A 24,699-nucleotide genomic window follows, 5' to 3' on the forward strand; every position below is an offset into this window, starting at 1 on the left:
TGCAAGGTTAAGGTGAAAAGCCGTAGCCGCAGCGAAAGCGAGTCTGAATAGGGCGAATGAGTACGTAGGCGTAGACCCGAAACCGTGTGATCTACCCCTGTCCAGGGTGAAGGTGCGGTAACACGCACTGGAGGCCCGAACCCACGAATGTTGAAAAATTCGGGGATGAGGTGGGGGTAGCGGAGAAATTCCAATCGAACTCGGAGATAGCTGGTTCTCCCCGAAATAGCTTTAGGGCTAGCCTCGGAGGAAGAGTCGTGGAGGTAGAGCACTGATTGGGTGCGGGGCCCGCCAAGGGTTACCAAGCTCAGTCAAACTCCGAATGCCATGGACTTATTATCCGGGAGTCAGACAATGGGTGCTAAGGTCCGTTGTCAAGAGGGAAACAGCCCAGACCATCAGCTAAGGCCCCTAAGTGTACGTTAAGTGGGAAAGGATGTGGAGTTGCCCAGACAACCAGGATGTTGGCTTAGAAGCAGCCATCATTTAAAGAGTGCGTAATAGCTCACTGGTCGAGTGACTCTGCGCCGAAAATGTAACGGGGCTAAACGTACCGCCGAAGCTATGGATTGATGCTTGCATCAGTGGTAGGGGAGCGTTGTGTACCGGGTTGAAGGCAGACCGGAAGGACTGCTGGACTGTACACAAGTGAGAATGCCGGTATGAGTAACGAAAAGACATGTGAGAATCATGTCCGCCGAAAGCCTAAGGGTTCCTGGGGAAGGCTCGTCCGCCCAGGGTAAGTCGGGACCTAAGGCGAGGCCGAAAGGCGTAGTCGAAGGACAACAGGTTGAAATTCCTGTACCACCGTAGCCGTTATGAGCAATGGGGGGACGCAGAAGGATAGGGACGCGAGCTGATGGATGCTCGTCCAAGCAGTGAGGCTGGTCAGTAGGCAAATCCGCTGACCGTAAGGCTGGGCTGTGACGGGGAGGGAAAATTACAGTACCGAAGGTCTTGATTTCATGCTGCCAAGAAAAGCCTCTAGCCAGGTAAAGGTGCCCGTACCGCAAACCGACACAGGTAGGCGAGAAGAGAATTCTAAGGCGCGCGGAAGAACTCTCGTTAAGGAACTCGGCAAAATGACCCCGTAACTTTGGGAGAAGGGGTGCCCCGGTAGGGTTTATAGCCCGAGGGGGCCGCAGTGAATAGGCCCGAGCGACTGTTTAGCAAAAACACAGGTCTGTGCGAAGCCGTAAGGCGAAGTATACGGGCTGACGCCTGCCCGGTGCTGGAAGGTTAAGGGGAGTGGTTAGCCGCAAGGCGAAGCTATGAACCGAAGCCCCAGTAAACGGCGGCCGTAACTATAACGGTCCTAAGGTAGCGAAATTCCTTGTCAGGTAAATTCTGACCCGCACGAATGGCGTAACGACTTGGGCGCTGTCTCAACGAGAGATCCGGTGAAATTTTAATACCTGTGAAGATGCAGGTTACCCGCGACAAGACGGAAAGACCCCATGGAGCTTTACTGCAGCTTGATATTGGACTTTGGTACGGTCTGTACAGGATAGGTGGGAGCCTGGGAAGCCGGAGCGCCAGCTTCGGTGGAGGCGCCGTTGGGATACCACCCTGATCGTATCGGAGTTCTAACCTGGGACCGTGGAACCGGTTCGGGGACAGTGTCAGGCGGGCAGTTTGACTGGGGCGGTCGCCTCCTAAAGAGTAACGGAGGCGCCCCAAGGTTCCCTCAGAATGGTTGGAAATCATTCGAAGAGTGCAAAGGCAGAAGGGAGCTTGACTGCGAGACCTACAAGTCGAGCAGGGACGAAAGTCGGGCTTAGTGATCCGGTGGTACCGCATGGAAGGGCCATCGCTCAACGGATAAAAGCTACCCTGGGGATAACAGGCTTATCTTCCCCAAGAGTCCACATCGACGGGGAGGTTTGGCACCTCGATGTCGGCTCATCGCATCCTGGGGCTGAAGTAGGTCCCAAGGGTTGGGCTGTTCGCCCATTAAAGCGGTACGCGAGCTGGGTTCAGAACGTCGTGAGACAGTTCGGTCCCTATCTGTCGCGGGCGTAGGAAATTTGAGAGGAGCTGTCCTTAGTACGAGAGGACCGGGATGGACGTACCGCTGGTGTACCAGTTGTCTCGCCAGAGGCATAGCTGGGTAGCCAAGTACGGAAGGGATAAGCGCTGAAAGCATCTAAGCGTGAAGCCCCCCTCAAGATGAGATTTCCCACATTGGTAAGACCCCTTGAAGACGACGAGGTAGATAGGTTGGAGGTGGAAGTGCAGCAATGCATGGAGCTGACCAATACTAATCGGTCGAGGGCTTATCCTAACGAAGATGATTTGATGATTTGCTTTCGCATTCAGTTTTTAAGGTACAATACCTTATCTGTTTGGTGGCGATAGCGGAGGGGTTCCACGCGTACCCATCCCGAACACGACCGTTAAGCCCTCCAGCGCCGATGGTACTTGGACCGCAGGGTCCTGGGAGAGTAGGACGCTGCCAAGCAGACAAAGACCACTGACTTCTGTCGGTGGTTTTTTTCTATATATTCGGAGGAATACAGGGAATGCGGCGAACAGGAGGACGGCGAACCAGACTGAAATGACATCACATTCTGAGGCGTTATCCTAGAGGTATCGTTGCATTCTGATGCGTCATTGCCTCCCGGGGCTGAACTGTAGAGGGAATTGCTGCGATTTTACAGGAATTTCTGCCCAATGAGCCCACATCCAGAGGAATTCCTGCAAATCTACATCATTTTAGTCCCTTTTACTCCAAATCGAAGCGAATCGGGGGAAATTCCTGCAGCTTTGCAGGATTCCCTTTTTGGTGAAGTCGTGGATATCGAATTGATGCACTTTTACAGGATTTTCGGGGCAATACGGCGTTACAACGCTCTGAGCTTGCTCGTCGTTGGTGTTCCCGGCTGACGGTGGGAAATTGTCCAATCTCAGAGAACTCTTCAATTTGAAATAACGTCTTAACTAGTCAAAGCATCCATTATGGGTGCATTTTTTGTATATTGTGACCCAGAGAGTAAGGGCAAGCATTTGAATAGTTATTAAGATTTTCTTAAAAAGGTTTAATCAATTGTTTCGTGGAGTCAATCCCTTATCGTGGGTAATATTAGTAGTGAGCAGGCAGATGAGAAGGGAAGAACAGATGAATACATGAATGCAACTGGCAATCGCTGTTTTAAGCGTCGTCGTCTAGTTGGCTCCATCAATGGCGGCAGTGGAAGCTTCATGATCAGCAGCAAGCAATCTGGCGACAAAAACGGAAGCCATGGAATAATGAACGGGCCAGATTATATAAGTTGCTTAATGTATTCAGATGCCAAAGACAGTGATTACTCTGCTCAATATAGTGAAGCCAATGATCAAAAGTAACTGTTATATCCTGCTGGTTAGTATTAACGTTTTCTTAATTAATATTAATAGAATGTTTTGTGGTTTTTTTCCAATTCGTTCGCTAGGATAGTATGGGTGACCAAGTATTCAAGTAATTACATAGGAGGATTTACCGTGAATTTGAAAAAAGCTATCGTCGCAACGCTGGTCGTATCCGGCATGTTGGCCGCATTGGCAGGTCCGATTCCTGCGAGTGCGGAGGCAGCGCAAGAGAAGCAGCAAGAACAGCAGCAAGCGAAGAGCAAAGAAGTGAAAATCGACAAAAAGATGGCTGCCAAGCTGCAAAAAGCGGTAAATGCATTGGCGGGGAAAGAGATTAAGCTTAAGGATGTCGGCGAACTTAACAATGGGCAGGTCACGGCTCAATCTGCAGACGGAAAATACGGTGTTCACTTTGATCCTAAAAGCGGAAAAATATGGAGTGTTTCCGTCGAGACAACAATCGACAAAGTCGACAAAAAGTTTCAAGACGAAGCCTTAAAACAGTTAAAGAGTACCTACTCAAAGAAGAAATACGTATTTAACAAAAACGTTAGACAGTCACGATCCTACGATAATAGCAAGGGGAAACTTGGCGATTATGTATATTATACATTGGACGGGAAAGATTTTCGCGCTCTAGTACATGCTAATATTTCAGAAGGTTATGCTAGCGCCAGTGTGACGATCGATATTGACAAAAAAGAACTTGATCCGAAATTGCTGAAATCGGCAACGGAAGCGATCAAAACGGCGTTCGATCATCAATTTGACGTGACGAAGGCCGAGATTGAGAGTCAGTGGACGCATCATACGTGGGTACTTGAGGACGACAAAGTGACGGTTTATATGGAGAACGGGAAAGCAATCAGCCTGATCAATGAACAAGGCAATAAGGTCACGACGAACAAAGAGATGACAGAAAAAGAAGCCAAAGAAGCGGTCGCCCCGCTCGCGAAGAAATTATTCAATATCGACATTACGAGATATGAAGTAAAATGGGACAGCTTATTTAAAGATTACCGCTTCATCGAAAAAGATGATATTACGGCGGTGAGAGCCGCATTGGATGCCGAGAAAAATGTCGTGTACATAAAGTCTGGGAGCAGAGCGGCCGCAGGGAATTAAAAAACACAAATAGATGCTAGGAGGATTTATCATGAATTTGAAAAAAGCTATCGTAGCCACACTGGTTGTATCCGGCATGCTGACTGCATTGGCCGGTCCGATTCCTGCGGGCGCGGAGGCAGCGCAAGAGAAGCAGCAAGAACAGCAGCAATCCAAGAGTAAAGAAGTGAAAATCGACAAGAAGCTGGCTGCCGAGCTGCAAAAGGCCGTAAAACAATTTGCGGGGAAAGAGATTAAATTGCAGGATGTTGGCGAGCTTGACGAAATGTCAGGGTGGGTGTGGGTTCGTTCTGAAGATGAAACTTATAGTGTAGCCTATATACAAGAGACAAAAAAAATATGGAGTATTAGAGGAAAGCAAAGCATCGATAGAATCAGCAAAAAGGATCAGGATGAAATCCTGAAAGTGCTGAAAGGAATGCATGCCAAGAAAAAATACACATTTAATAAAGAAGTTGACGTGTCCGAGTACTATGAAAATCCAAAGCAACCTTTTACCCAGTATTCTTTAAGCGGGAAGGATTTTTCCGCCTTTATGATGAAAAATATTCCAGGGTCGACAGAGAAAACTCGTATTGGGGCCGCGATCGAATTTAGCAAGAACGAGCTTGAACCGAAATTACTGAAAGCGGCGGCGGAAGCAGTGAAAACGGCTTTAGATCGTGACTTGGACGTGACGAAAGCAGTGCTTGAGGGTGGCGTTGAGAATAAGACGTGGAAGCTTAATGGCGGCAAGGTTACGCTTGCTCTGGATGCCAAGACGGGGAAGGTACAATACGTTCATGACGGCGGACGAAAACAAGTGTTGAAGAAAGAGATTACCGAAAAAGAAGCGAAAGAAGCGGTGGCTCCGATCGCGAAGAAATTGTTCAATATGGATCTCCAGGGACTTGAAGTGAAATGGGACAACTCGGCTAGAGATTTCAGCTTTATCCAAAATAAGGAGACCAAGATGGTAGCGGCGCTGGATGCCGACAAAAACGTAGTTTTCTTGATGCACGGAGAAAGAGTCTATATTAAAGAATTGTATGAAGAATAAAGCATAGATAGGTAAAAAGGAAGATTGAAAAAGTAGATTCGCAACCGCGCACATGATTAGCAGCCCGTTGGTAACCCGCCGACGGGCTGTTCGGCGTAACGCTGACCAGAATCGTTGCTAAGTATTGTTGAATTATTGAAAATTATAAGAAATAGTTGTTGTGAAGGGGGCGCTGCTGCTCCTGGCAGGGTGCAGCGGCGAAAAGGCAATTCTGCCTGATATGCCAAAGGACGGCAAGGGCGTCGTCAAAGCCATGTATTTTCATGAACAGAGCTTTCATCAAAAATACGGTGATGGGCTGAACCAATTCATAGAAAAAGAAAATCCCGATCTGATCCTGGTTGATGCGGAACAGTTAACAGCGCTGGCGGAAAAGGGAAAGCTGCTGCCCTTGGATGCGGTGCTGAAGCAGGAGCGGTTCGATACGGCAGGCATTCCCTTTTTGACGGTGGATTTTTTCCGTCAGTTGGGGGGCGGCCACATTTATGCGTTGTCTCCTACTTACAATGTCGAAGCGATTTACTATAATGTGGATCTGTCCCGGGAGCATGGGATAGAGCCGCCACTCAACCAGATGACGTGGGAGGAATTGTTCGAGCTGGCTTCCCGATTCGGACAACTCGGCAATTCTCCGACTTCGTCCAAGTCGCTGCAGGGAAATTCGACATTTGAGGTAGGCATTGTCACCATGCCGGTCAATCCGGCCAACCCCGGCGTATCGCCTTTTATGTCCTTCAATGAAATGTTCGCCATCAATTCGAACTCCGCCAATAAGCGAATTGCCTGGGAACTGCTATCGTATATGTGCAGCCCGGAAATGGCCAAGACGCTGGTATCCGGCTATAGCCTCAGACTGCCAATCCGCAATGAGGGCATAGCTGAGATAGGCGGCTTGCCGGCCGAGCCGTTCACGATGCTGAAGCCTTATGCGGGGGGCGGCCCTGGCCGAAACGTACTTGAGAGGGTGAAGGCATCTCCGGAATTCAACGCGCAGATCTATCAGACGATGAACCAGACGCTGATCTGCATTGTCAAGGAGGATAAACCGGTGGATGAAGCGCTGGCCGCGATGCAGAAGGAGCTGCAGGAGAGGCTGGAATTGGAGAAGAAAAAAATAATACCAGAAGCTCCGTGTTTGAACACTAATGCTGTGAATAGTTGAAAAGTATAACATTTAGTTGATTTTTATAACATATATTTGTTGTTTATTGGAAAATGACACGATAAAATATTTGTAAATAGATCTTATGATAAAATTATTCTTTTATATATTTAATTTACAAAAAATGAAGGGTACATTATTTGATCTATATAGCTCATTTCTAACTTGCGCGCCGTAAAGCATGAATTTTTCAGAACATCGAAAAATTTTTTTCCGCAAGGTTGGACGAGGTGGAATGAAAAAATGCGGGTATCCTCTTGGAGAAATAGAGCAAGGAAAATGATTATGGTTGAGATGTATTGTGTAGGCATCATCGTCATCCTGCTGTTCGCAAGCGGCTGTGCTCAGGGGAAAAATACGCTTCTTCCTGACCACCCTGCAGAAGGTGAAGGAATGTTAAAAGTGCTTTACTATGATGAACAATCCTTTCAGCAGAAGTATGGGGATTTTTTTAGCAAGAAGTTCCCTCGGGTTCAGATACATGTAATTAGCACCAAGACGCTGCAAGAAGACAGCAGGCATGAACAACTGGAGATTGAAGAGCTTACGAGGCTTATCGAACAAGAAAATCCCGATCTGATCTGGCTCCAGGATAATCATATCATCCCGCTGGCTGACAAAGGCATGCTTCAGCCGCTTGATGTCATCATCGAACAAGATCAATTCGATCTCACCGGTATTCCGGATAATACGATGGATTACTTCCGCCAGAAAGGCGGGGGAATCCTGTATACATTGTCCCCGACCTACACCACGCAAGCGATTTACTACAATGCGGATCTGTTCAAAGCACATCATATTGATCTTCCACGCAACCAGATGACTTGGGAAGAACTGTTCTCGTTGGCATCCAGGTTTAGTGAATTAGGAACGAAGGAAGAGCCTGTATATGGACTTTCTCTCCATGTTCCTGTAACGATGATGAACCTGTTGTATGTCGCTCAGACGGACAATTTGAGAGTAATCGATGCAAGAGGCGAGAAGCTGCAGTTCGATACGGAGGGATGGAGGCGAGTCTTCCATTTAGTAGCAGAGGCCATCAAGACAGGGACACTATATACGTCAGGGCCGGAGGTTACAGCCAAGAATCTGCTTGAGAATCCATTCTCCCAAGGAAGAGTGGCCATGACGATCAAGGAACCGTCGATGTCATCCATACGAGGCTCATCTACCTTCGAAATTGGAGTCGTAACGATGCCGATCAACCCCATGCAGCCGGATATCAATCCATTTCTATATTACCCGGATTTGTTCGCCATTCATCAGCGCAGCGAAAATAAGCGGTTGGCTTGGGAGATGTTGTCGTACATGCTTAGCCCAGAAATGGCCAAGACGATGGCGCAAGGGTGGGCAGTGCGTTTACCTACCCGCAACGGTGATCTAAAGCAAGTCGGCGAGTGGAGCGCTGAACCATTTACGATGCTTAAACCGTCCTTGCACGGAGGCCCGAGCTATAACATTGTAGAGCGAGAGAACTTTTCCGAGTCATTTAAAAATGAAATATACGGTGCGCTTGTGGAGACGTTAGATGAAATCGTTAATAATAATAGGCAAGTGGAAGAAGCTCTGGCTAGTATGCAAGAAGAGCTTGAAGTCAAGTTAGAGCAGGAAAGAAATAAATAGTTTGCGCTTCTTTATTTTTGCCGATGGGTACAGCTCAAGCTCGATTGTTACCACTCCATAGGAGTGAAACAATAAAATGACTCTAGTGAAATTAGGCAGGAGTGTACACTGGAAACATTTCCGCAATGGAAGTGAAAGGAGGTGAAAAGAATGAATACTATGACTTGTTATGAAGAGTCATCCTGGTGTCTCGATGTAAGATGTCCGAATCAGGATGGTAAGATTAGACAACATTATGTAAGCTGCATTGGCGAAGTAGGTACTACGTGTTCATGCTAGTTCTGTGGAAGGAACCTGACTCCCTCATTGATTGATAGTAAGGTTCCTTCTTTTACTTTATGGTCAATTAAGGTAGCGCCTCATCCGTATGCTTGAGTATAGCATGTCCACCGGAATTGGGCCCGAATCGATATATCCGACAACACTATGTTAATGGGCTTCCAGTAAGTAAATCGTGCTCATGCTAGATCATTAAAAAATGGAAGCCGATCTGAAAAGTCGTTTCATTTCCCTTCATATCTAGAGGTGTGGGAGGTTCCGTCATGGGCAAAAAATTGTATCTAACATGTGTATGGCTAAGTATCATGTTGATGCTGTCTATGGTTGGATGTGCAAAGGAACCTTTGCCGGATCAAGCAGTGACGCTCAAAGTTATGGTCTATGATAAGGACACATTTACTAAGGAATATGGTTCGCAGTTAACCGTTGCATTTCCAAATGTTGAGTTGCAGGTTATTGAAACGCTAACATTAAGGCAAGACGATAGTCCTGAGGAGGAACCCGGGGAGAAGTTAATCAAGTTCATTGAGCAAGAGAATCCTGACTTAATTTTGCTAGAACCCGATCAGGTGATGCCGTTGGCAGATAAGGGGAAATTACTAGAACTGGATCCTGTAATGAAGCAAGAAAATTTTGATCCGACCGGTATCCCGGAAAATATGATGGATTATTTTCGTCAGACAGGTAACGGTACATTATATGCGATAGCTCCTACATACACACCATCTGTTATTTATTATAATATCGATCTGTTCAAGCGGCATCGTATCGAATTTCCCCGTAACCAGATGACATGGGAGGAATTGTTTACACTTGCTGCACGTTTTGGCCAATTGGGGACGATGGAGAAGCCTATATACGGAATTGCTGATCATTTATATGCATATAAGTTAACCTCTATATTTAACGTAGCTCACACACTCAATCTAAGCATTACAGACCCACGGGGCGAGAAGCTGCAGTTTCAGGCCGAAGGCTGGAAATACGTTTTTCGGATGGTAACCGATATGATGAAAAATAAAGCTTTATACACGACAGATGAAGAAGTTATGTCCTCGAATGCCAATGACAACCCATTTTCACGGGAAGAAGTAGCTATGCAGGTTCATACCCCGATAACCTCCAAGTATACGCTAATTGGTGAATCGAGTGCCCAATTGGGCGTTGTTACTATGCCGGTCAATCCAGGTAATCCCGAGGAATCTCCATTTATTTCTCTTGATAGTATGTATGCGATAAATGCTGCCTCCGATCAGAAGCAGCTGGCTTGGAAAGTGTTGGACTATATGATTGGTCCGGAAATGGCAAAACTGAATACACAGAACTTTATATCTACCGGATCTCTCCCCATTCGAAATGCACACATACAAAAGGTTGGCGAATGGGAGGCACAGCCTTATGTTATGCTGAAGCCTTCTGTACACGCCGGATGGTCGGGCGATATCATCCGGAAATCAAAAATTTCAGATTCAATGAAAGAGGAGACTATCAATGCCATGGAAAATGCGGTAGATGAAATCGTAAAAAATAATAAACCGGTTGATGAAGTGTTGGCAGCGATGCAGAATGAACTCCAGGCCAAATTAGACATCGAGCTGAACAAATAAAGTCACGAAAAAAAGTTTGCAAGGAGAGCCGTCTGTGAATATAAGTTTGATTTGCCTATGGTTGCTTATTGTCACTTTTATTTTCTCGGGAGTTGTAAAGTTGTTCGCACTTCAAAATTTCAAGTCTACACTTGAAAGTTTGCGTCTACCCGTTCGACGTTTCCCTTTTATTCCTGCTTTTATCTGCGTGTTTGAAATATTGACGGCAAGTTGTTTGCTCTTTTCCGTTAGCAGAGTATTTGGACAATTGGCGATTTTTGTTATGATGATAGGTTTCACCTGGGCTATATATCAGGCAAAAGTTGTCCAGAAGGAGAAAATCTCTTGCAACTGTTGGGGGAATATGACTTCGGAGATACTGGGAACGAGCACGATGATTAAAATAACGATCCTGACTTTACTAAATGGATATGTGCTATGGGATGCTCCGCAACTTACGATAGCAGAGAAGACACCATCAACAGACCATATCCTTTATTTCTTGTTCGCTTTGGGAACCATATTCTTGCTATTACTAGGTCAGAATTACTATGCGCTTCATCGATTGCAAAAAGAAAGGAGAGCACAGTAATCGATATGATCATCTACGTACTGGTACTAGAGTTTTTATTAATTGTAGCGATTTCCTTATTTGTGCTCAAGCTTTTTCGCTTTGTACAAAATATGAGAACAATGAATGTTCCTTTCGCAGCAGAGTTGATCCCAGATGATGGACTTGACATAGGACATCGCCTCGTTGGACACGAATTCCAATCCCTGAATGGAGAGGTGATAGACCTGCAAGACAACAAACCTAAAATGCTGGTCTTTACCATGGCCAATTGCAGCTCCTGCAATGATACATATGGCGCAGTGAAGACTTTTGTGAATATTAATCCCCATATATCCGTAACGATGTTCCTTAAGACGGATACTTGGGAAGAGGCTGTCGCATTGGCCGAATCCAAGGACCTTCCATCCTCTGTAAGATGGGTATGGGCGAGTGATGAGGTAAGAAGTGTGTTTAAATTATCGAAGTTTCCTCTAGCCTTCTTTCTGTCAAAGGATCATATTATTTTGAACAAAGCGATCGTGAATAATCTGAAGCAAATGTTGACGATGGTGAACCATTTACCAGATTTGAAATGGCTAAAATCCCTGACAAAGCCGGCATGATTGTCCCTGCGGAGGATGTGTCGTGAAAAATCTAAAACTCTTGTTCATTGTCCTGGGCCAAGTGTACCGTGTCTCGCCAATGATATTCGCGGGGATAGCGGGAATTCATCTTCTCCAGGCTTCCCTGCCTGTCCTGCAAATTTATTTTACGGCTCAAGTTGTAAATATGGTAACCGCTGTTTTGACGGGAGATGCGCTTGTTGCCGAAGCTTATATCTGGTTATCGCTCCAAATGGTTGTGCTTATAGCAGGAATGCTTTTAGCATCTCTAAGAACGTTTATGGAGCAGAGAATGAATGCATATGTGTCGTTCTGGTTCCAACATCGTGTCGCCGAGAAATTAAATGAACTTCCGTTTATCTTCTTTGAGCAGCCTGAAAGCTATGATAAGCTGCAGCGCGCACTTCGCAACTTAGATTTTTGCGGCGTTAAAATTGTTTTCTACATATTCTCCATTATCCAGAGCTTTATTACACTGACGGGGCTGCTCATCTTACTAGCTAATTTTCATTACACCCTTCCTCTCGTCATGTTGCTATTCATACTTCCGCTACTTGTTGTTCAAAAAAAAGAGGGAAGCTCTCGATTTATTGTAGTCCATATGCAAACAGCCTCATCCCGGATGGGGTATTATTTGAACGAACTGCTTCGATCAAAAGAATCAGCCAAGGAAGTGCGACTGTTTAACGCCAAGGACTTCCTTGTTCAGAGATGGAGGGATATATACTTCCGAAATACGGAGGAGAAGCTTCAGGTAGAACGAAAAAACGCTATCAATCGCTTCTCAGCCGAGTCGATCGTGACCATATCATCTTTCGCCATTCTCGCAGTATTTATCTGGTTCGGCACACGGTTGAAGCTAACCATCGGCAGCTACGTTGCGTTGTATCAGGCAATTCAAGATACCCGTTCTTCGATTCAGAGTATTAGCTACAATTTAGGCCAAATTTATCAGGATAGTCTGTTCATTAAGGAATTATTTAACTTCATGGAGATCCCTGTATCAACCCGTAATCCCGACTTACTGCCATTCCGAACCCCTCTCAGCAAGGGAATCGAAGTAAGGCATGTGTCATTCCGCTATCCCAACCAGCAGAAGGACATGTTGCGCAATATTTCATTCACGATTAAGCCGGGAGAAAAAATCGCCATTGTCGGAGAGAATGGCGCGGGTAAAAGTACATTGGCAAAGATTATGCTCGGACTTTATCAACCGACAGAAGGTGAGGTTCGTTACGATAATCGATTGATTGATGAATATGATCCCGCAAGCTTTCATGAGCGAATTACGGCAGTATTCCAGGACTTCTTCCAGTATGAATTTACGCTCAGAGACAATATTGTCTTACATCGTCCAGCGGAAGATAGGATGGACGATTCTAAACTGCGGGAAGCAATAAAAAAAGCGGAGTTGGATTCATTAGTAGAGACACTAACAGAGGGAGTAGATTCTCAACTGGGAATTCGCTTTTCGGGGGGGCGTGAATTATCACAGGGACAATGGCAGAAGGTTGCCATAGCAAGGGCATTTTATCGGGACTTTGATATGATCTTTCTGGATGAGCCAACAGCGGCAGTAGACCCGCTGACAGAATCCGCAATCTTCGAAAATTTAATGGAATTGACGAAAGGAAAGACAGCCGTATTTATTTCCCATCGATTAGGCAGCTGCCGCCATGCAGACCGGATCCTTGTCCTTCATGAAGGGACGATTTGTGAGGAGGGGAGCCATGAAGACTTAATCGCAACCGGAGGTGTGTACGCGAACATGTTCGAAAAACAGGCCAAGTGGTATAGAGAGGGATGCTTGCAAGCGGGGGCTGGCTAGGAAACTTTTGTTCGAAACAAAACCGGCAGCGATCGAGGATAGAGGCACAACTTGCTTCCGCTGGCGCATAGGTAAACATAACAAAGCCAGCCAAGCCGCAAACTGCTTCTGAGCGATGGCTGGCCTTCCGGTCGAGTTATTCAATCTCGCCTGTGCTGTCCAAGGTGACATCCGCCTTGACGTTGAACTTGACAAGAGGATATAGCGTCTTCCATTCCTCCCAATCTTGATCTCCTCCATGCCGTGTCGCAATATAGCGCAATCCGAATCCGATCGGATCCAACTGCTTTTTTTTCATGCTGTTCAATAGCTCAAGATAAGATGTTGCGATCGTTCGTTCGGCCGCCCGCTCGATTTCTTTCTTGCTGGACTCGATCGTAGTATCGGCAGACTCTTCCGCAATCCCTCTCAGCTTCACAACGAAATCTATCGTAGGCTGGCTGCGGTTAGAGGTGTTGATCTTGTAACGGTAATCATATTTATGGACGGCCAGGGAGACTTTCAGGTTCTCTTCCCTAATGTTTACTTCAAAGCGGGGATGTCTGTACATCAATTGATTGAGGATAAGGGTTTGATCCGGATCGAGCACCATTTGGATATTACGCTTATCGAATAGGGCAACCTGATTAATCTCATAGGTTTGATTTCTGATTTTAATGACCGGCAAATAAGGGTCTTTTCCTTTCTCTAAAAGGCGTTCATAAAAATCGTACAGGTATTCGGTAATAATATAGGACGATTCGGTTCCTTCCCGGCCAAAGCTGAGAATCAGGGAATTGCCTGCCAACCGCTCCGACCGCTGGCTGAGCGCAAGGATGTCCTTGGCGGAAGCTTCCGCGACGGCTACATATTCGATCCGCTGGACTCCGCGGCGGCGTACGAACCAGTCGACATGCTTCTTCATGTCTCCTTGGGCAATCTTGTTGCCGAATATCGTAACTTTGGCATGGCTCAGATCCAGTTGTTTATCCACATCGGATTTCATCAGTTCCAATGCTTCGGAGATACTGTCCGCTTCTTTGCTAACGATTTGGAAGTTGGATTTGCCGGGTTCCGTCAATGTCGTGGGAATAATGAGTTTGACGGTTACCTCATATTTTTTCTCCGTTCCTTGATCGATACCCAGCGCCACAATCAGAAAACGCTTGTCAATATCCTTGAACCCGCACCCCGGGAGCAAGAGGACAGCGATCAGGAGCAGGGCCAACCATCCTTTATGCATTTCTCCCCCTCCTACCGACTCCAACCATGACGGCGACCAGAAGCAGTTCTGCGGCGAAGCGAACCGAGAACCAGTAATGAGTGAGTGTGATTAATTGCTTTTCGTTCACGTAATAACCGGCGGCCAATACGGCAATCGCGGCAACTCCTACCAGTATGCGCTTGACCTGAGCCGGGCGGGCCTGGAAGACGCCGCTCATCCATTCGGCTGCTACATTCCAGCATGTCGCCGCAAATAGCAGTGACATGATGATGTAGCTGAATAAAAGCAGAAACACTCCACGCTCAATGATTCCATACTTGAACTGGATCGAATCGGCCGTATTTACCCAAATATGTATATATTGATCGACCGCCTGAGTGCCGTGGATTCCGAGCGGAATGAAGACTACCGCACCGAATACGACAATGCCGATGACGGGAATCCACCATAGCCTGTGAATGCCGTCTCCCTGAAGAGTGGCTTGGCACACAGATAAGGAGATATATCCAGTAAATAAGAAGCTGGCGGCAGCGATTCCGCTCCAGGACGGAGCGTTCAATACGTAATCGCTTAGGGTGAACACCGCATCCCAAGAAAAGGTTTCATTGCGCGTTGCTTTGAGCCAAATAAACATGATGATCGGGATTATGATGAATAACCATAACTCCAGATTGTAGAGAATCGCGATAGAAGCTCTCAGCGAGGCCCAGCAGATGGCGGCCAGGAAGCACAAGAGCAGCACGAGGAAATCCATATTCGGATTCATAAATCCCTTAATGACATAACAAATGGTAATCAAAACCGATGCGCCTGCCGCAAACCAAATCAAGCCGAAAACAGGATACAGAATAAGCCCGACGGAACGAGGGACGTGCCGCTTCATAATCTCCAATAGGGACAGCTCGCGAAAGGGCTTCAGGCTTGCCTTGAACAGGAAGGACATCACCAATCCCAGCAGCATGGCGATGCCAACCGAAGCAATGGCCCCGTCGTACCGGGCCTGAAGGAGCGCTCTTGGCAAGTACAGGGCAGGGCTGACGACGGCACAGAGCATGAAAAGATAGAATTGATAGCGGCTCATGACCATTTCCTTTGCTTATAGTTAGTGGGTGAATATTCTCCTCGGTAGATGCGGAAATAAGGCTGGCCGAAGCTCGTAATGCTTGCCAAGTACAGTGTAAAGCACACCAGTCCAACCAGGATGCCGGTAATGCCGAGCATCATGGCGAGCAGGATGAAAGGGTACTTCATCACGCGCATCGCAAAGCTCATGGCATTCACGGGGATGACAAAGTTAACGATAGCGACGGCTGAAGCCACAATAATCATGATGCTGCTCACTAACCCGGCTTCGTGGGCCGCTTGGCCCAGAATCAGGCCGCCGACGGTCGTGGCGGTTTGGCCTATGTTATTGGGAAGCCGGATACTCGCCTCGATTAACGTCTCGAGAATAAACAGCATAATGAAGACTTCGAAAAAGGATGGATACGGAACGGTGGCTCTGCTTCCGCTAATGGAGACAGCGAGCTGCACACGGAAGATCTCCGGATTGTAGGAGACGACGGCGATATAACAAGCCGGCAGAATAATCGTAATGATCAGCGCCAAGTACCGAAGGATGACCAACGCGCGAGTTACCCAGTAGGATTGATACACATCATCGACGGCAGACATAAAATCATGGAACACGACGGGAGCGAGCAAAGCGTAAGGCGTTCCTTGCATCAGGATGACGATCTTGCCCTGCGCGAGGTTCAACGCGATCCGATCCGGTCGTTCCGTACTCAGCATGACGGGAAAGAGCCGATACTTCGAAGGTGTAAGGAGCGCTTCGAGCTGCTCCACATCTTGAACAATATCGGCGTCGACGGCTTGAAGCTTTTCCTGAATGTTTTGCAATGCATCGGTATGTACAAGTGCGGAATCATATAGAATAGCGGCTTGGGTTCGGGAAATCCGGCCTGCCCGCCATTCTTCCGCTACAAGACAGGAAGAAGGATAGCGGTTGCGAATCAAATTGATATTCGACTTGATGTTTTCCGATAATCCGAAGTCCGACCCTTGAATCGTAGCTTCAACGGCAGCTTCATCGGGCTGATTGATTAAAACATCTGCTGCTGAGAGAGCCCATAACCGGTTATTGAAAAACACAATCGCACAGCTTTCCAGCAGTTTTGCGGACATTGCGCCGGCCTCCCGAAGCTCCTCGCATAATAGCTCGGACTGAAGCACTCCCGTGAACGCTTCGATGGTGGAGCATTTGGCAAACGGGCCTGAAATCCGCTCTCTGATGACTTTCGTGTCGCATAGCGTTTCGTAGAAATAAATCATCGCTTGCAATGGGCCGTTCTGCAAACGCTGAACTCTGAAATCGTACGAACGCGATGCCTCCTTCACGCTGCCGCCAATATCGCCGATGGTGATCAAGCTTATCCCCTCTTACCTTCAATATTCCAGTTGTTTAGGGAAAGTATGCCCCTTTTTGCCAGGCGTATGCGATGAAGGTCGTGGCATGAAAATATCTTGACATCGAGATAAATTCAGATTATGATGTTACCTGTAGGCGTTCAAGGAGCGACCGCATTGTTACTGTCATATATCTCGAAATAAAGATAATTAGACTTGCATCGCCAGTACAAATTTATGGCAAAGGGAGGATGGATATGAAGATTCAGCAGTTTACGGCGAGCCAAATGGGGACAGGAGCATTCGACGGCGGCCGGATTACAGAGATTAAGCCGGTAGGCTTCCCGCAGGAGGGCGGGGCCGTCACTCGCGTCAGCACGTTGTTCTACTGGGCTTGGGCGAAGGCGAAGGAGGAGGGGTATATTCCGCCTCATCCGCATCAGGCGTTCGAGATTCTGTCCTATGTCATTCAAGGCGAGACGCACCACGGCGATTCGCTCGGAACGGAGAGTGTCGTCGGCGCAGGAGGCGCGCAATTGATTCAGGCGGGGAGCGGCGTGGAGCACAGCGAACGCATCGTCGGTCCGGATGCCGATATGCTCCAGATCTGGTTCGAGCCGAATCTGCTGGAAGCGAGAAAGCGCCCGCCCCATTACGCGCAATTTGAGCACGAGGCGTTCCCGATTCATGAATCCGGCGGCGTCACCGTGAAGACGGTGCTCGGCGAAGGGTCGCCGTGCCGCATTGTAGCGGATGCTCGCATGTGGGACATTACGGTGCAAGCCGGCCATCGCTATGAGGCAGTCTTGCCGCCCGGCCGTACATGGACTGCGCTCATCATTAGCGGCAAGGGGAGCATCGGCTCTGCGGAAGCGGGAGAAGAGCACATCCAGTATGGCGGCGAACAATTCATCATCTCGACGGGCAACGAAGATAATAAGGATGTGCTGCGCATCGAAGCGGAGGACGCGACCCGGCTGATTGCCATCGAAGTGCCGACGGACGTCGATTATCCATTGTACCGCAAATAACGTACCAAAGAATCAATCACAGATTGACCATATACACAGCAAATGAAAATAAAGGAGCACTTGCAGATGACAAATGTAAACTTGGCAGTAATCTATTACAGCTCGACAGGCACGAACTATCAGTTGGCGCAATGGGCCAAGGAAGGGGCGGAGGCGGCAGGAGCCGAAGTCAAGGTGCTCAAGGTGCCTGAGCTGGCGCCGCCGGCGGCGATCGAGAGCAATCCGGCCTGGAAAGCGCATGTGGACGCGACGCAGCATGTGCCGACGGTACAGCCTGCGGACCTGGAGTGGGCGGATGCCATCATTTTCAGCGTGCCGACACGATTTGGAAATATGCCATCCCAGATGAAGCAGTTCCTGGACACGACCGGAGGCCTGTGGGCGCAAGGCAAGCTGACGAACAAGGTGGTCAGCGCGATGGCCAGCGCCGGTAATTCTCATGGCGGACAGGAAGCGACGATTCTGAGCCTGTATACGTCGATGTACCATTGGGGCGCTATCGTGGTCGCTCCCGGCTATACCGATCCAGTGGCGTATGCGGCAGGAGGCAACCCGTATGGTACCAGCGTAACCGTGGGCCAGGACGGCAAGATGGTTGAAAATGTGGAGGCCGCTGTCAAGCATCAAGCGAAGCGCACCGTGACGACAGCCGGCTGGGTGAAAGCAGGAATGGCGCAAAGTTAAGCGATTTTTGAAGAAAAGGGTGTCCGGGCCGGCATGGCCTGGGCACCCTTTAAGCATAGAAGGCGATAGGCGGGAAGCTTAATCATCCAATTGGACTTTACGGATCGTCCCGTCCGGATCGACAACCCATTCGATCTCGGTACCGATCTTGAAGCCTTGTCCGGTCTCGTCATCCACGATAATATGTTGGGGAATCTCGATCGTCTTCTCCCCGCCATGCTCCAATTGTACGGTTACTTCACTTCCGCTCACGGAGCTGATCGTGCCTTCATATTCGATTTTACGGACCGTCGCCTTCCCGTTCGGATCGGTAATGGTGACGCGCTTGCCGCCGTCCTTCAGCAGCTCTATCTTCTTATGGTAACCTTTCCCCGTATCTATGGATTGGATAACCCGCTCAACATCGGCGTCCTCCGCCGCGGATTGATCGTCTGGCTTGCCGCTCCGATCCGGCTCGTTCTCGTTCGAAGCTTCTTCTTGTCCGGATGGAGCCGGCACTGAGGGCGTCTCGTGTGCCGCTCCTCCCCCCTGCGGATTCGTCTGATCTTGTCCCGGTGACAGTGAGGCATCGGGTGCCTTGCCGTCTGCGCAGCCGGACATCAATCCGCTGAATGCGATGAGCAGCGCCGCGCAGACAGTCAGCCATGGTATTCGGTGTTTGTTCATCATGCTATGTTCCCTCCTCTAGTCAGTATACCCATTGGAGGCGGGAAAGAAAATGCGGCCAGGTAGAATTCAATACGGAAAAGCAAATTCGGGCCAATGCTTGGCGCTGGCCCGAACCGCATCTAAGGAAGGAGGCATCGTGCTATTTCAATTCCTTCATTTCCTTAACGATGGTCGCATACTCCTCCTCCATCTCCCGCAAGAAAGTCGCCACATCCTTGTCGGGGGTCGTTACGAAGGTACGCGCTTTCTGATTGATGTAATCGTCGTAGAAGAATGTGACCAACGGCCCATAAGGGGAAAAATTCGAAATGCTCGCCATTCGCTGCTCAAAAATCGGGCGAATGTTATATTTTTTGTCGGCCGCTTCCATATCGGCCGCCGAATACTGATCGAACGCTTCCGCGTTCCTGATCGTTGGCGGGCTGCCGACACGGGACAGCACAAGCTGGCCTTCCTGCGATGCCAGATGGGCGATGACGGCCCAAGCCGCATCCTTATGCTTGCTATGCTTGTTAATGCTGATCGAGATCGCCGGAACAGATGGTCCAATACCTGGATGATCCGGCCATTCCGGCACGGACACGATATCGAAGTCGAGTCCCTGGATGGCGTTATATAGCGGAAGCGTAGGGAGTGAGACGATCGTCATCGCCACATTTTGATCATTGTTGAAGGTGTAGGAATAATCGCTTGGGTCAACCATGCCGGGGATGCTGCGGTATTTGTCCAGCATTTCAAAAAATTGCTGAAACGCCGGCTCCTTCGTAAACAACACTTCTCCGGTCTCCGGATCGGTTCCATTCACGCCGAATTGGGTGATTGGGATGGAGTAATGGCCGAAGGACAACCCTCTGTACTTCACGCCATCCCGTTCAGCGGTCACCTGCTTCGCCAGATCCAGGATGTCATCCCAGGTCATGCCGTCACGCGGATAGTCGACGCCGAATTTATCGAAGATGGCTTTGTTGTAATACAGAGCTCTCTGCGTGCCTTCGATCGGCATGCCGTAGAGCAGACCGGTTCCGTCCGGATCGAGCGCGCGCTGGATCTCGACGATGCCGTCGTTGATGACCCCGAGATCGAAGCCGCTTTGCTCAATGTACGGATCGAGCGGCTCCAGCATATCCAGATCCTTCAACATGTCATATCCCTGATGCATAACATATAAATCAGGAATATCTCCGCGCGCATTCAATTCCTGGAGTCCTTCCGGAGTGAGCGAAGCGTTGGCCAACTCCAGCGTGATGTTCGGGAATTTCTCTTCGATCTGCTCTTTGTAGCGGATGCGGAACGTCTCTTCATCGACTTCGATAGCGAACTTCAAGGTTACCGGTTCGCCGTCATAGGTGACGTCATTCGCACTCGAGGCTTCGTTCGGCTGCGTGGTGTCCGAACCATCTGTCTGTTCAGGGGTGGAGCGGGGCGTTCCGTCCTGCTTCTCATCCGCAGGTGCAGGAGGCGGTTCCGCGGCCGTTCCGCCGCAGCCTGACACCAGCAGCACCATCATGAGGAAGGCCATGCATAGGAGGGGAAGGTTTTTTTTCATTATAAGCGAGCTCCCTTCTTTTCGAACAAATAATATGAACTTGTTCAGACCCACCCGGTTCCGCCTCTCGCATAGGCGAAGCGGAGACCTGGAATGGTTCCGAGTCGTTCCCGCGTCCATGATCGAAAAATATAAGCAAGTTCTCGCTGGTTCCATTTCCACGAATAGATGGAAGTCATAAAGAATAATGCCGGGCAATGTGGAGTCGCGATGCCGCTTGGTAAACGTTTTCAAAATAAATGAATGAGTCCGCTCTGATCCGGCTAGAGAAATCGTACTAAAAATGGTGTTAATTTGGTGTTAAGAAATGTAAAAACGCTATAACTACATCCGCTTCCGGAGTCGCAGATTCGGGGGCTGACGATGCTGTCCCATATCAGGGGAGAGGGATGGCATAGCTTTCGTACTTGTAAGCTTCATGCAACCGAATTCGATGGGAAGAGCGGTCTCTATTTTGTACACTGGTACTATCGAAAGGAGGTCGCTTCCGATGAAAATCATCAGATGGGAGCATCCGGCGAAGAGCACGATAGCGCTGCATTCGCCGATTCGAGCGCTGCGCGCGCATCAAGGGGAATGGACGGGCTCTCCGGGCAGAGACGGCGCGTCGGCTTCGGAAGAACGGCCTGTGAAGCAAGAGCAAGTGCAGATAGATACGGAATCAACATCAACGTCCATCGTCCGGAGCATCGCGCATGTCTGGAAACGATGGGTAATATATGGGCTGATCGCGGCGATATTGGCGCCGGTTATCGGATGGTTCATGATGGCCGGGGTCGCTCCGGCCTGGATGAACGAAGCGAAGCTGGGGGCGCTGCGGGAAGAGCTACGGGAAGGAGGGGTCACGGTGGACGGGAGGCATGTCGTCCATCTGAAGGACATGCCGGCCTATGTAACAGAGGCGCTGCTGGCCATCGAGGACCATCGTTACCGTTACCATCCGGGCATCGATCCGATCGGCCTCGCCCGCTCGGTATGGATCAACGTCACGAAGCAGCAAAAAGCGCAGGGCGGAAGCACGATTACGATGCAGCTGGCCCGCAACCTGTTCCTGACCCAGGATAAGCTCTATTCCCGCAAGCTGAAGGAAATGGCCATCGCGGCCAATCTGGAATGGAGATATACGAAGGACGAGATTTTGGAGATGTATCTCAATAAGGTCTATTTTGGACACGGGAAATACGGGATTGAGGATGCCGCCCGCTTCTACTTCGGCAAGACAGCCGGGGCGTCTGATACGCTGGAGACGATTAATGAAGCGGAAGCGGCGATGCTGGTCGGACTGCTGAAGGCGCCCGAACGGCTGTCTCCGCGGAAGCATCCCGCAGAGGCCGAACAACGCCAGAATGTCGTGCTGCGCCGGATGGTCGAACTGGGCTGGATGACCGAAGGGGAGCGCCAGCATCTGAAGAAGGCGGAAGTCGTCCATCCTTCATGATGGAGCGGAGGGGGTTGTCCCGTAAGCAGTGTGCAGCTGCGGCGAGACAGCCCCCTGATTGTTGCAAGCCTGCCTTGCCGGAAAATGCAGGGAAGTGCCGGGAAGTGCGGGAAAACTGCAAAAATCAGGCTATTGAGAAAGTCCAAAGGATTTTTGGGCACTTCATCAGGACCTGTCTCTCAGTAGAAAAATTTTATCTGATCGAAGTGCCTGAAAACTGCACGGTTTCGCAAGACACGTTGATTCAGTAGGCAAAATCCTGCACAAAAAGTCAATTTCATAATTCCTTTCGTTCAAAGGGGTTGGACTAAGCCAAAATTGCAGATTCATTTTTTTTATTACGCAACCTTCTTAGCTCCAAGGATGCTTTTGTTTAGGCGGTCTAACGCAAGTTTGCATAGGGTGTATGTCAGACAACTCAAGTCTAGATCGACAAAAGCACGTTTCTTCAGTTTTCTGCTTGAGCCCAATTCCATGTACAGCTTCAAATAGGCAAAAACACGTTCAATCGCTACTCGCTGCTTGAATAGTTCAGCAAACTTTTTGCTTCCACGTCCGGGTGCAGTGTATTTCCGAACATCTTCATCAATGCGAAATTTGAAAACTTTCTGGCAGCCGTCCGCTTGAAACGGGCAGGAGGCACATTCCTTTGGCCTTGTGAATTTTATGGTATCTCGCTTGGCATCGTAACTGTCGTAGACGTACGCATGACCTTGCTTGCAAGTCGGGCGAAAGTGCTTATCCACCCCTTCAGGTAGCTTGCTGCGATGGATAAGCGGGATGATCGGTAACGCACCAATATCCCGGATTTGGCGGTAAACCGGTTCGCTGTCATACCCCTTATCAGCTAGCACATAGTTTGGTTTGAGAGAGGGAAATCGCTCCTTCATATATTTCAGAAGAACAATCGCCGCTCGCTGATCGTTCACATGAGCAGAACAGGTCACTCCGGCCACAATGTACTGGCTTTGGCAATCCACCAAGAGATTCTGTTTATAGCCATGCCAATATTTCACCCGGCGCCGCCCTCCCCGTGGGTCACCCTTTGCACCTACACTTGCGTGTTGCGGCATATCAGCGAGAAGCTGCTCGTAAGTGGCGGGCAACATATCGGCGACCTCCCGTTCAAATAGGCTGAGCGAGGCCTCGTACGCTTCAACTTCGGCACGCCAAGCCGCTTCTTCGGCTTTCGGAACGCGTCCACGCTTTGCACGCTTGGGTTTCTCTGGTTTAGGTTTCTCTTCTGCCTTGCTGGCAGACTCGTCCAGAAAAGTAGGTTCATCGGTTTCGGGCGTGAGCTTCGGTAATGATTTACCGGCGTCCAAATGGGGATTGCGATCAAAGGACTCGATGTGAGAGGAATCTATGGCCAGTACGTTTCCCTCAAGAAACCCTTCCGTAATCGCCTGGTTTACAAGGTCCTCCTGTGTCGTTCGAAAGAAACCGCATTGACTGAGCTTTGTAGTGAGCCGGGAATAGGCTGCTTCGCTGGGCACACGATCGGAACCGGTAAAACGGCAGCGAGTACGAAATTCAAGACTTTCCTTCAAACGGCTGACCAAATCCTTGGTAAAGCGGATGTGCTCCATTTTGCCGATGACGAGTGAGTATATCATCGCTCTTGTATTTAAACTTTCAGGACGGCCCCGACGATTGTAGCTGCTAATGGCGTGAAGAATTTTTCCGATCGGCAGATGTTCTAAAACGAAATCCGCTTTAGGGGCAGGCGCCATTTTCATCATTTCCTCAAAGGAAAATAGCTCTTCTTGTCGAATATGATACATGGGAGTACTCCTTTCTCAGTTTTTTGGTTTAGTCACCTATAACTTCGAGAAAATGGGGAGGTACTCCTTTTTTCTGCGCCTAAAACTCCAGCAACCGCAAGGGTTTCGAATTATGAAATTGACTTCAAATACAGCAATTCGGTAGGGACGACTTCACCAGAAAGGGAATCCTGTAAAACTGCAGCAATTTCACCCGTTTCTCCTCGACTTAGCTAAAAAGGGCCTAAAATGATGTAGCCGTGCAGCAATTCCTCGAAATATGGACTCATTGAGCCGAAAATCCTGTAAAATAGCAGCAATTCCCTCCACACGTTAAAACCCCAGGAGATTAGGATGTCTCCAGAAGGCGATGACGCTCTGAATGCCAAGTTTCGATTAGGTACTCACCCTCCGAAAAAAAGGGGTTTTCCAACAGCCTGAAAAATGCAGCATTTCCTTTCGGCGTTTACTCCGTTACAGGAGTTCCTGCAAAACCGCATCAATTTCGGCCTAAACCATAAATAGAAAGCAAAATTCGGCGAAAAAGATGCCCTTTTGCAGGAATTTAATAAAATACGGGCGCCAATAGCGTAAATTCCTGCATTGACGCAGGATTCACTGCTTCGTTCATCTCCTCGTCCATCTACCGCCGCTTTTCTCACCCCCGTATTTCCCTCCTCTTTATTCGCGCTCTATACTTCTGCCTCTACACTCCTGTCCCTGCATTCTCTGTTGTTCCGTCTTGCCCCGCATCCTTGTGTACGGTCTATGCACCGCCTGGAGGCCGTTCTT

At 48.8% G+C, this 24,699-nt stretch carries 19 protein-coding genes and 2 rRNA genes (1 of these 21 running past the window's edge); 15 read left to right on the plus strand and 6 right to left on the minus strand.

Annotated elements, in window-relative coordinates:
* From NNL35_RS06750 to NNL35_RS06805, 12 genes are all read left to right on the plus strand, one after another.
* Nucleotides 1-2,284, plus strand: a 23S ribosomal RNA gene (locus tag NNL35_RS06750); it begins 644 nt to the left of the window's first position.
* A 60-nt stretch (nt 2,285-2,344) separates the two neighbouring features.
* Nucleotides 2,345-2,461, plus strand: a 5S ribosomal RNA gene (gene rrf, locus NNL35_RS06755).
* A 212-nt stretch (nt 2,462-2,673) separates the two neighbouring features.
* Nucleotides 2,674-2,886: a hypothetical protein gene (locus NNL35_RS06760; protein WP_006679060.1), complete on the plus strand. Its 213-nt coding sequence runs from the start codon at nt 2,674-2,676 to the stop codon at nt 2,884-2,886.
* Nucleotides 2,887-3,072: 186 nt separating this feature from the next.
* The gene (locus NNL35_RS06765; protein ID WP_138985669.1) at nt 3,073-3,345 is read left to right on the plus strand and encodes a hypothetical protein; all 273 of its coding nucleotides are present in this window, start codon (nt 3,073-3,075) and stop codon (nt 3,343-3,345) included.
* 135 nt (nt 3,346-3,480) lie between these two features.
* Entirely contained in the window at nt 3,481-4,473 is a 993-nt protein-coding gene (locus NNL35_RS06770; RefSeq protein WP_006679061.1) for a hypothetical protein, read from the plus strand.
* 31 nt (nt 4,474-4,504) lie between these two features.
* Complete coding sequence (locus tag NNL35_RS06775) at nt 4,505-5,512, plus strand: hypothetical protein (protein ID WP_006679062.1); 1,008 nt, start codon at nt 4,505-4,507, stop codon at nt 5,510-5,512.
* A 220-nt stretch (nt 5,513-5,732) separates the two neighbouring features.
* Nucleotides 5,733-6,674, plus strand: coding sequence for an extracellular solute-binding protein (locus tag NNL35_RS06780; protein ID WP_254553039.1), 942 nt, complete (start codon nt 5,733-5,735; stop codon nt 6,672-6,674).
* A 285-nt stretch (nt 6,675-6,959) separates the two neighbouring features.
* Nucleotides 6,960-8,297 (plus strand): ABC transporter substrate-binding protein, encoded by a 1,338-nt coding sequence (locus tag NNL35_RS06785; RefSeq protein ID WP_040733825.1) that lies wholly within the window; start codon nt 6,960-6,962, stop codon nt 8,295-8,297.
* Between the two features lie 542 nt (nt 8,298-8,839).
* Nucleotides 8,840-10,183: an ABC transporter substrate-binding protein gene (locus NNL35_RS06790; RefSeq protein WP_006679065.1), complete on the plus strand. Its 1,344-nt coding sequence runs from the start codon at nt 8,840-8,842 to the stop codon at nt 10,181-10,183.
* 34 nt (nt 10,184-10,217) lie between these two features.
* Nucleotides 10,218-10,754: a MauE/DoxX family redox-associated membrane protein gene (locus tag NNL35_RS06795; protein ID WP_006679066.1), complete on the plus strand. Its 537-nt coding sequence runs from the start codon at nt 10,218-10,220 to the stop codon at nt 10,752-10,754.
* 5 nt (nt 10,755-10,759) lie between these two features.
* Nucleotides 10,760-11,338: a hypothetical protein gene (locus NNL35_RS06800; protein ID WP_006679067.1), complete on the plus strand. Its 579-nt coding sequence runs from the start codon at nt 10,760-10,762 to the stop codon at nt 11,336-11,338.
* A 22-nt stretch (nt 11,339-11,360) separates the two neighbouring features.
* Nucleotides 11,361-13,166, plus strand: a complete 1,806-nt coding sequence (locus NNL35_RS06805) for an ABC transporter ATP-binding protein (protein WP_006679068.1) — start codon at nt 11,361-11,363, stop codon at nt 13,164-13,166.
* Nucleotides 13,167-13,302: 136 nt separating this feature from the next.
* Here the strand turns inward: NNL35_RS06805 and NNL35_RS06810 are convergent, their stop codons facing one another.
* From NNL35_RS06810 to NNL35_RS06820, 3 genes are read right to left on the minus strand one after another with little or no spacing between them, the layout of a single operon-like run.
* Nucleotides 13,303-14,388 (minus strand): Ger(x)C family spore germination protein, encoded by a 1,086-nt coding sequence (locus NNL35_RS06810; RefSeq protein ID WP_006679069.1) that lies wholly within the window; start codon nt 14,386-14,388, stop codon nt 13,303-13,305.
* Nucleotides 14,381-15,451: a GerAB/ArcD/ProY family transporter gene (locus tag NNL35_RS06815; protein WP_006679070.1), complete on the minus strand. Its 1,071-nt coding sequence runs from the start codon at nt 15,449-15,451 to the stop codon at nt 14,381-14,383. The genes NNL35_RS06810 and NNL35_RS06815 overlap by 8 nt, the downstream gene beginning before the upstream one ends.
* Nucleotides 15,448-16,797, minus strand: a complete 1,350-nt coding sequence (locus NNL35_RS06820) for a spore germination protein (RefSeq protein ID WP_006679071.1) — start codon at nt 16,795-16,797, stop codon at nt 15,448-15,450. The genes NNL35_RS06815 and NNL35_RS06820 overlap by 4 nt, the downstream gene beginning before the upstream one ends.
* Nucleotides 16,798-17,033: 236 nt before the next feature.
* Between NNL35_RS06820 and NNL35_RS06825 the strand changes: the two genes are divergently transcribed.
* Together NNL35_RS06825 and wrbA are read left to right on the plus strand one after the other, a co-directional pair.
* Complete coding sequence (locus NNL35_RS06825) at nt 17,034-17,807, plus strand: pirin family protein (RefSeq protein ID WP_006679072.1); 774 nt, start codon at nt 17,034-17,036, stop codon at nt 17,805-17,807.
* A 66-nt stretch (nt 17,808-17,873) separates the two neighbouring features.
* On the plus strand, nt 17,874-18,491 hold the full coding sequence (gene wrbA, locus NNL35_RS06830) for an NAD(P)H:quinone oxidoreductase (protein ID WP_006679073.1): 618 nt from the start codon (nt 17,874-17,876) through the stop codon (nt 18,489-18,491).
* A 78-nt stretch (nt 18,492-18,569) separates the two neighbouring features.
* On the opposite strand, the gene NNL35_RS06835 is transcribed toward wrbA, so the two are convergent.
* Both NNL35_RS06835 and NNL35_RS06840 read right to left on the minus strand, forming a co-directional pair.
* A complete protein-coding gene (locus NNL35_RS06835; RefSeq protein WP_006679074.1) occupies nt 18,570-19,160 on the minus strand; it encodes a hypothetical protein in 591 nt (196 codons plus the stop codon).
* Between the two features lie 139 nt (nt 19,161-19,299).
* Complete coding sequence (locus NNL35_RS06840; RefSeq protein WP_006679075.1) at nt 19,300-20,706, minus strand: ABC transporter substrate-binding protein; 1,407 nt, start codon at nt 20,704-20,706, stop codon at nt 19,300-19,302.
* Between the two features lie 490 nt (nt 20,707-21,196).
* On the opposite strand from NNL35_RS06840, the gene NNL35_RS06845 reads away from it, so the two are divergent.
* A complete protein-coding gene (locus NNL35_RS06845) occupies nt 21,197-22,144 on the plus strand; it encodes a transglycosylase domain-containing protein (protein WP_006679076.1) in 948 nt (315 codons plus the stop codon).
* A gap of 338 nt (nt 22,145-22,482) precedes the next feature.
* On the opposite strand, the gene NNL35_RS06850 is transcribed toward NNL35_RS06845, so the two are convergent.
* Complete coding sequence (locus NNL35_RS06850; protein WP_006679700.1) at nt 22,483-23,928, minus strand: transposase; 1,446 nt, start codon at nt 23,926-23,928, stop codon at nt 22,483-22,485.
* Between the last annotated feature and the right edge of the window lie 771 nt (nt 23,929-24,699).

Origin of the sequence: Paenibacillus dendritiformis, from assembly GCF_945605565.1 — a bacterium.
Classification (GTDB): domain Bacteria; phylum Bacillota; class Bacilli; order Paenibacillales; family Paenibacillaceae; genus Paenibacillus_B; species Paenibacillus_B dendritiformis_A.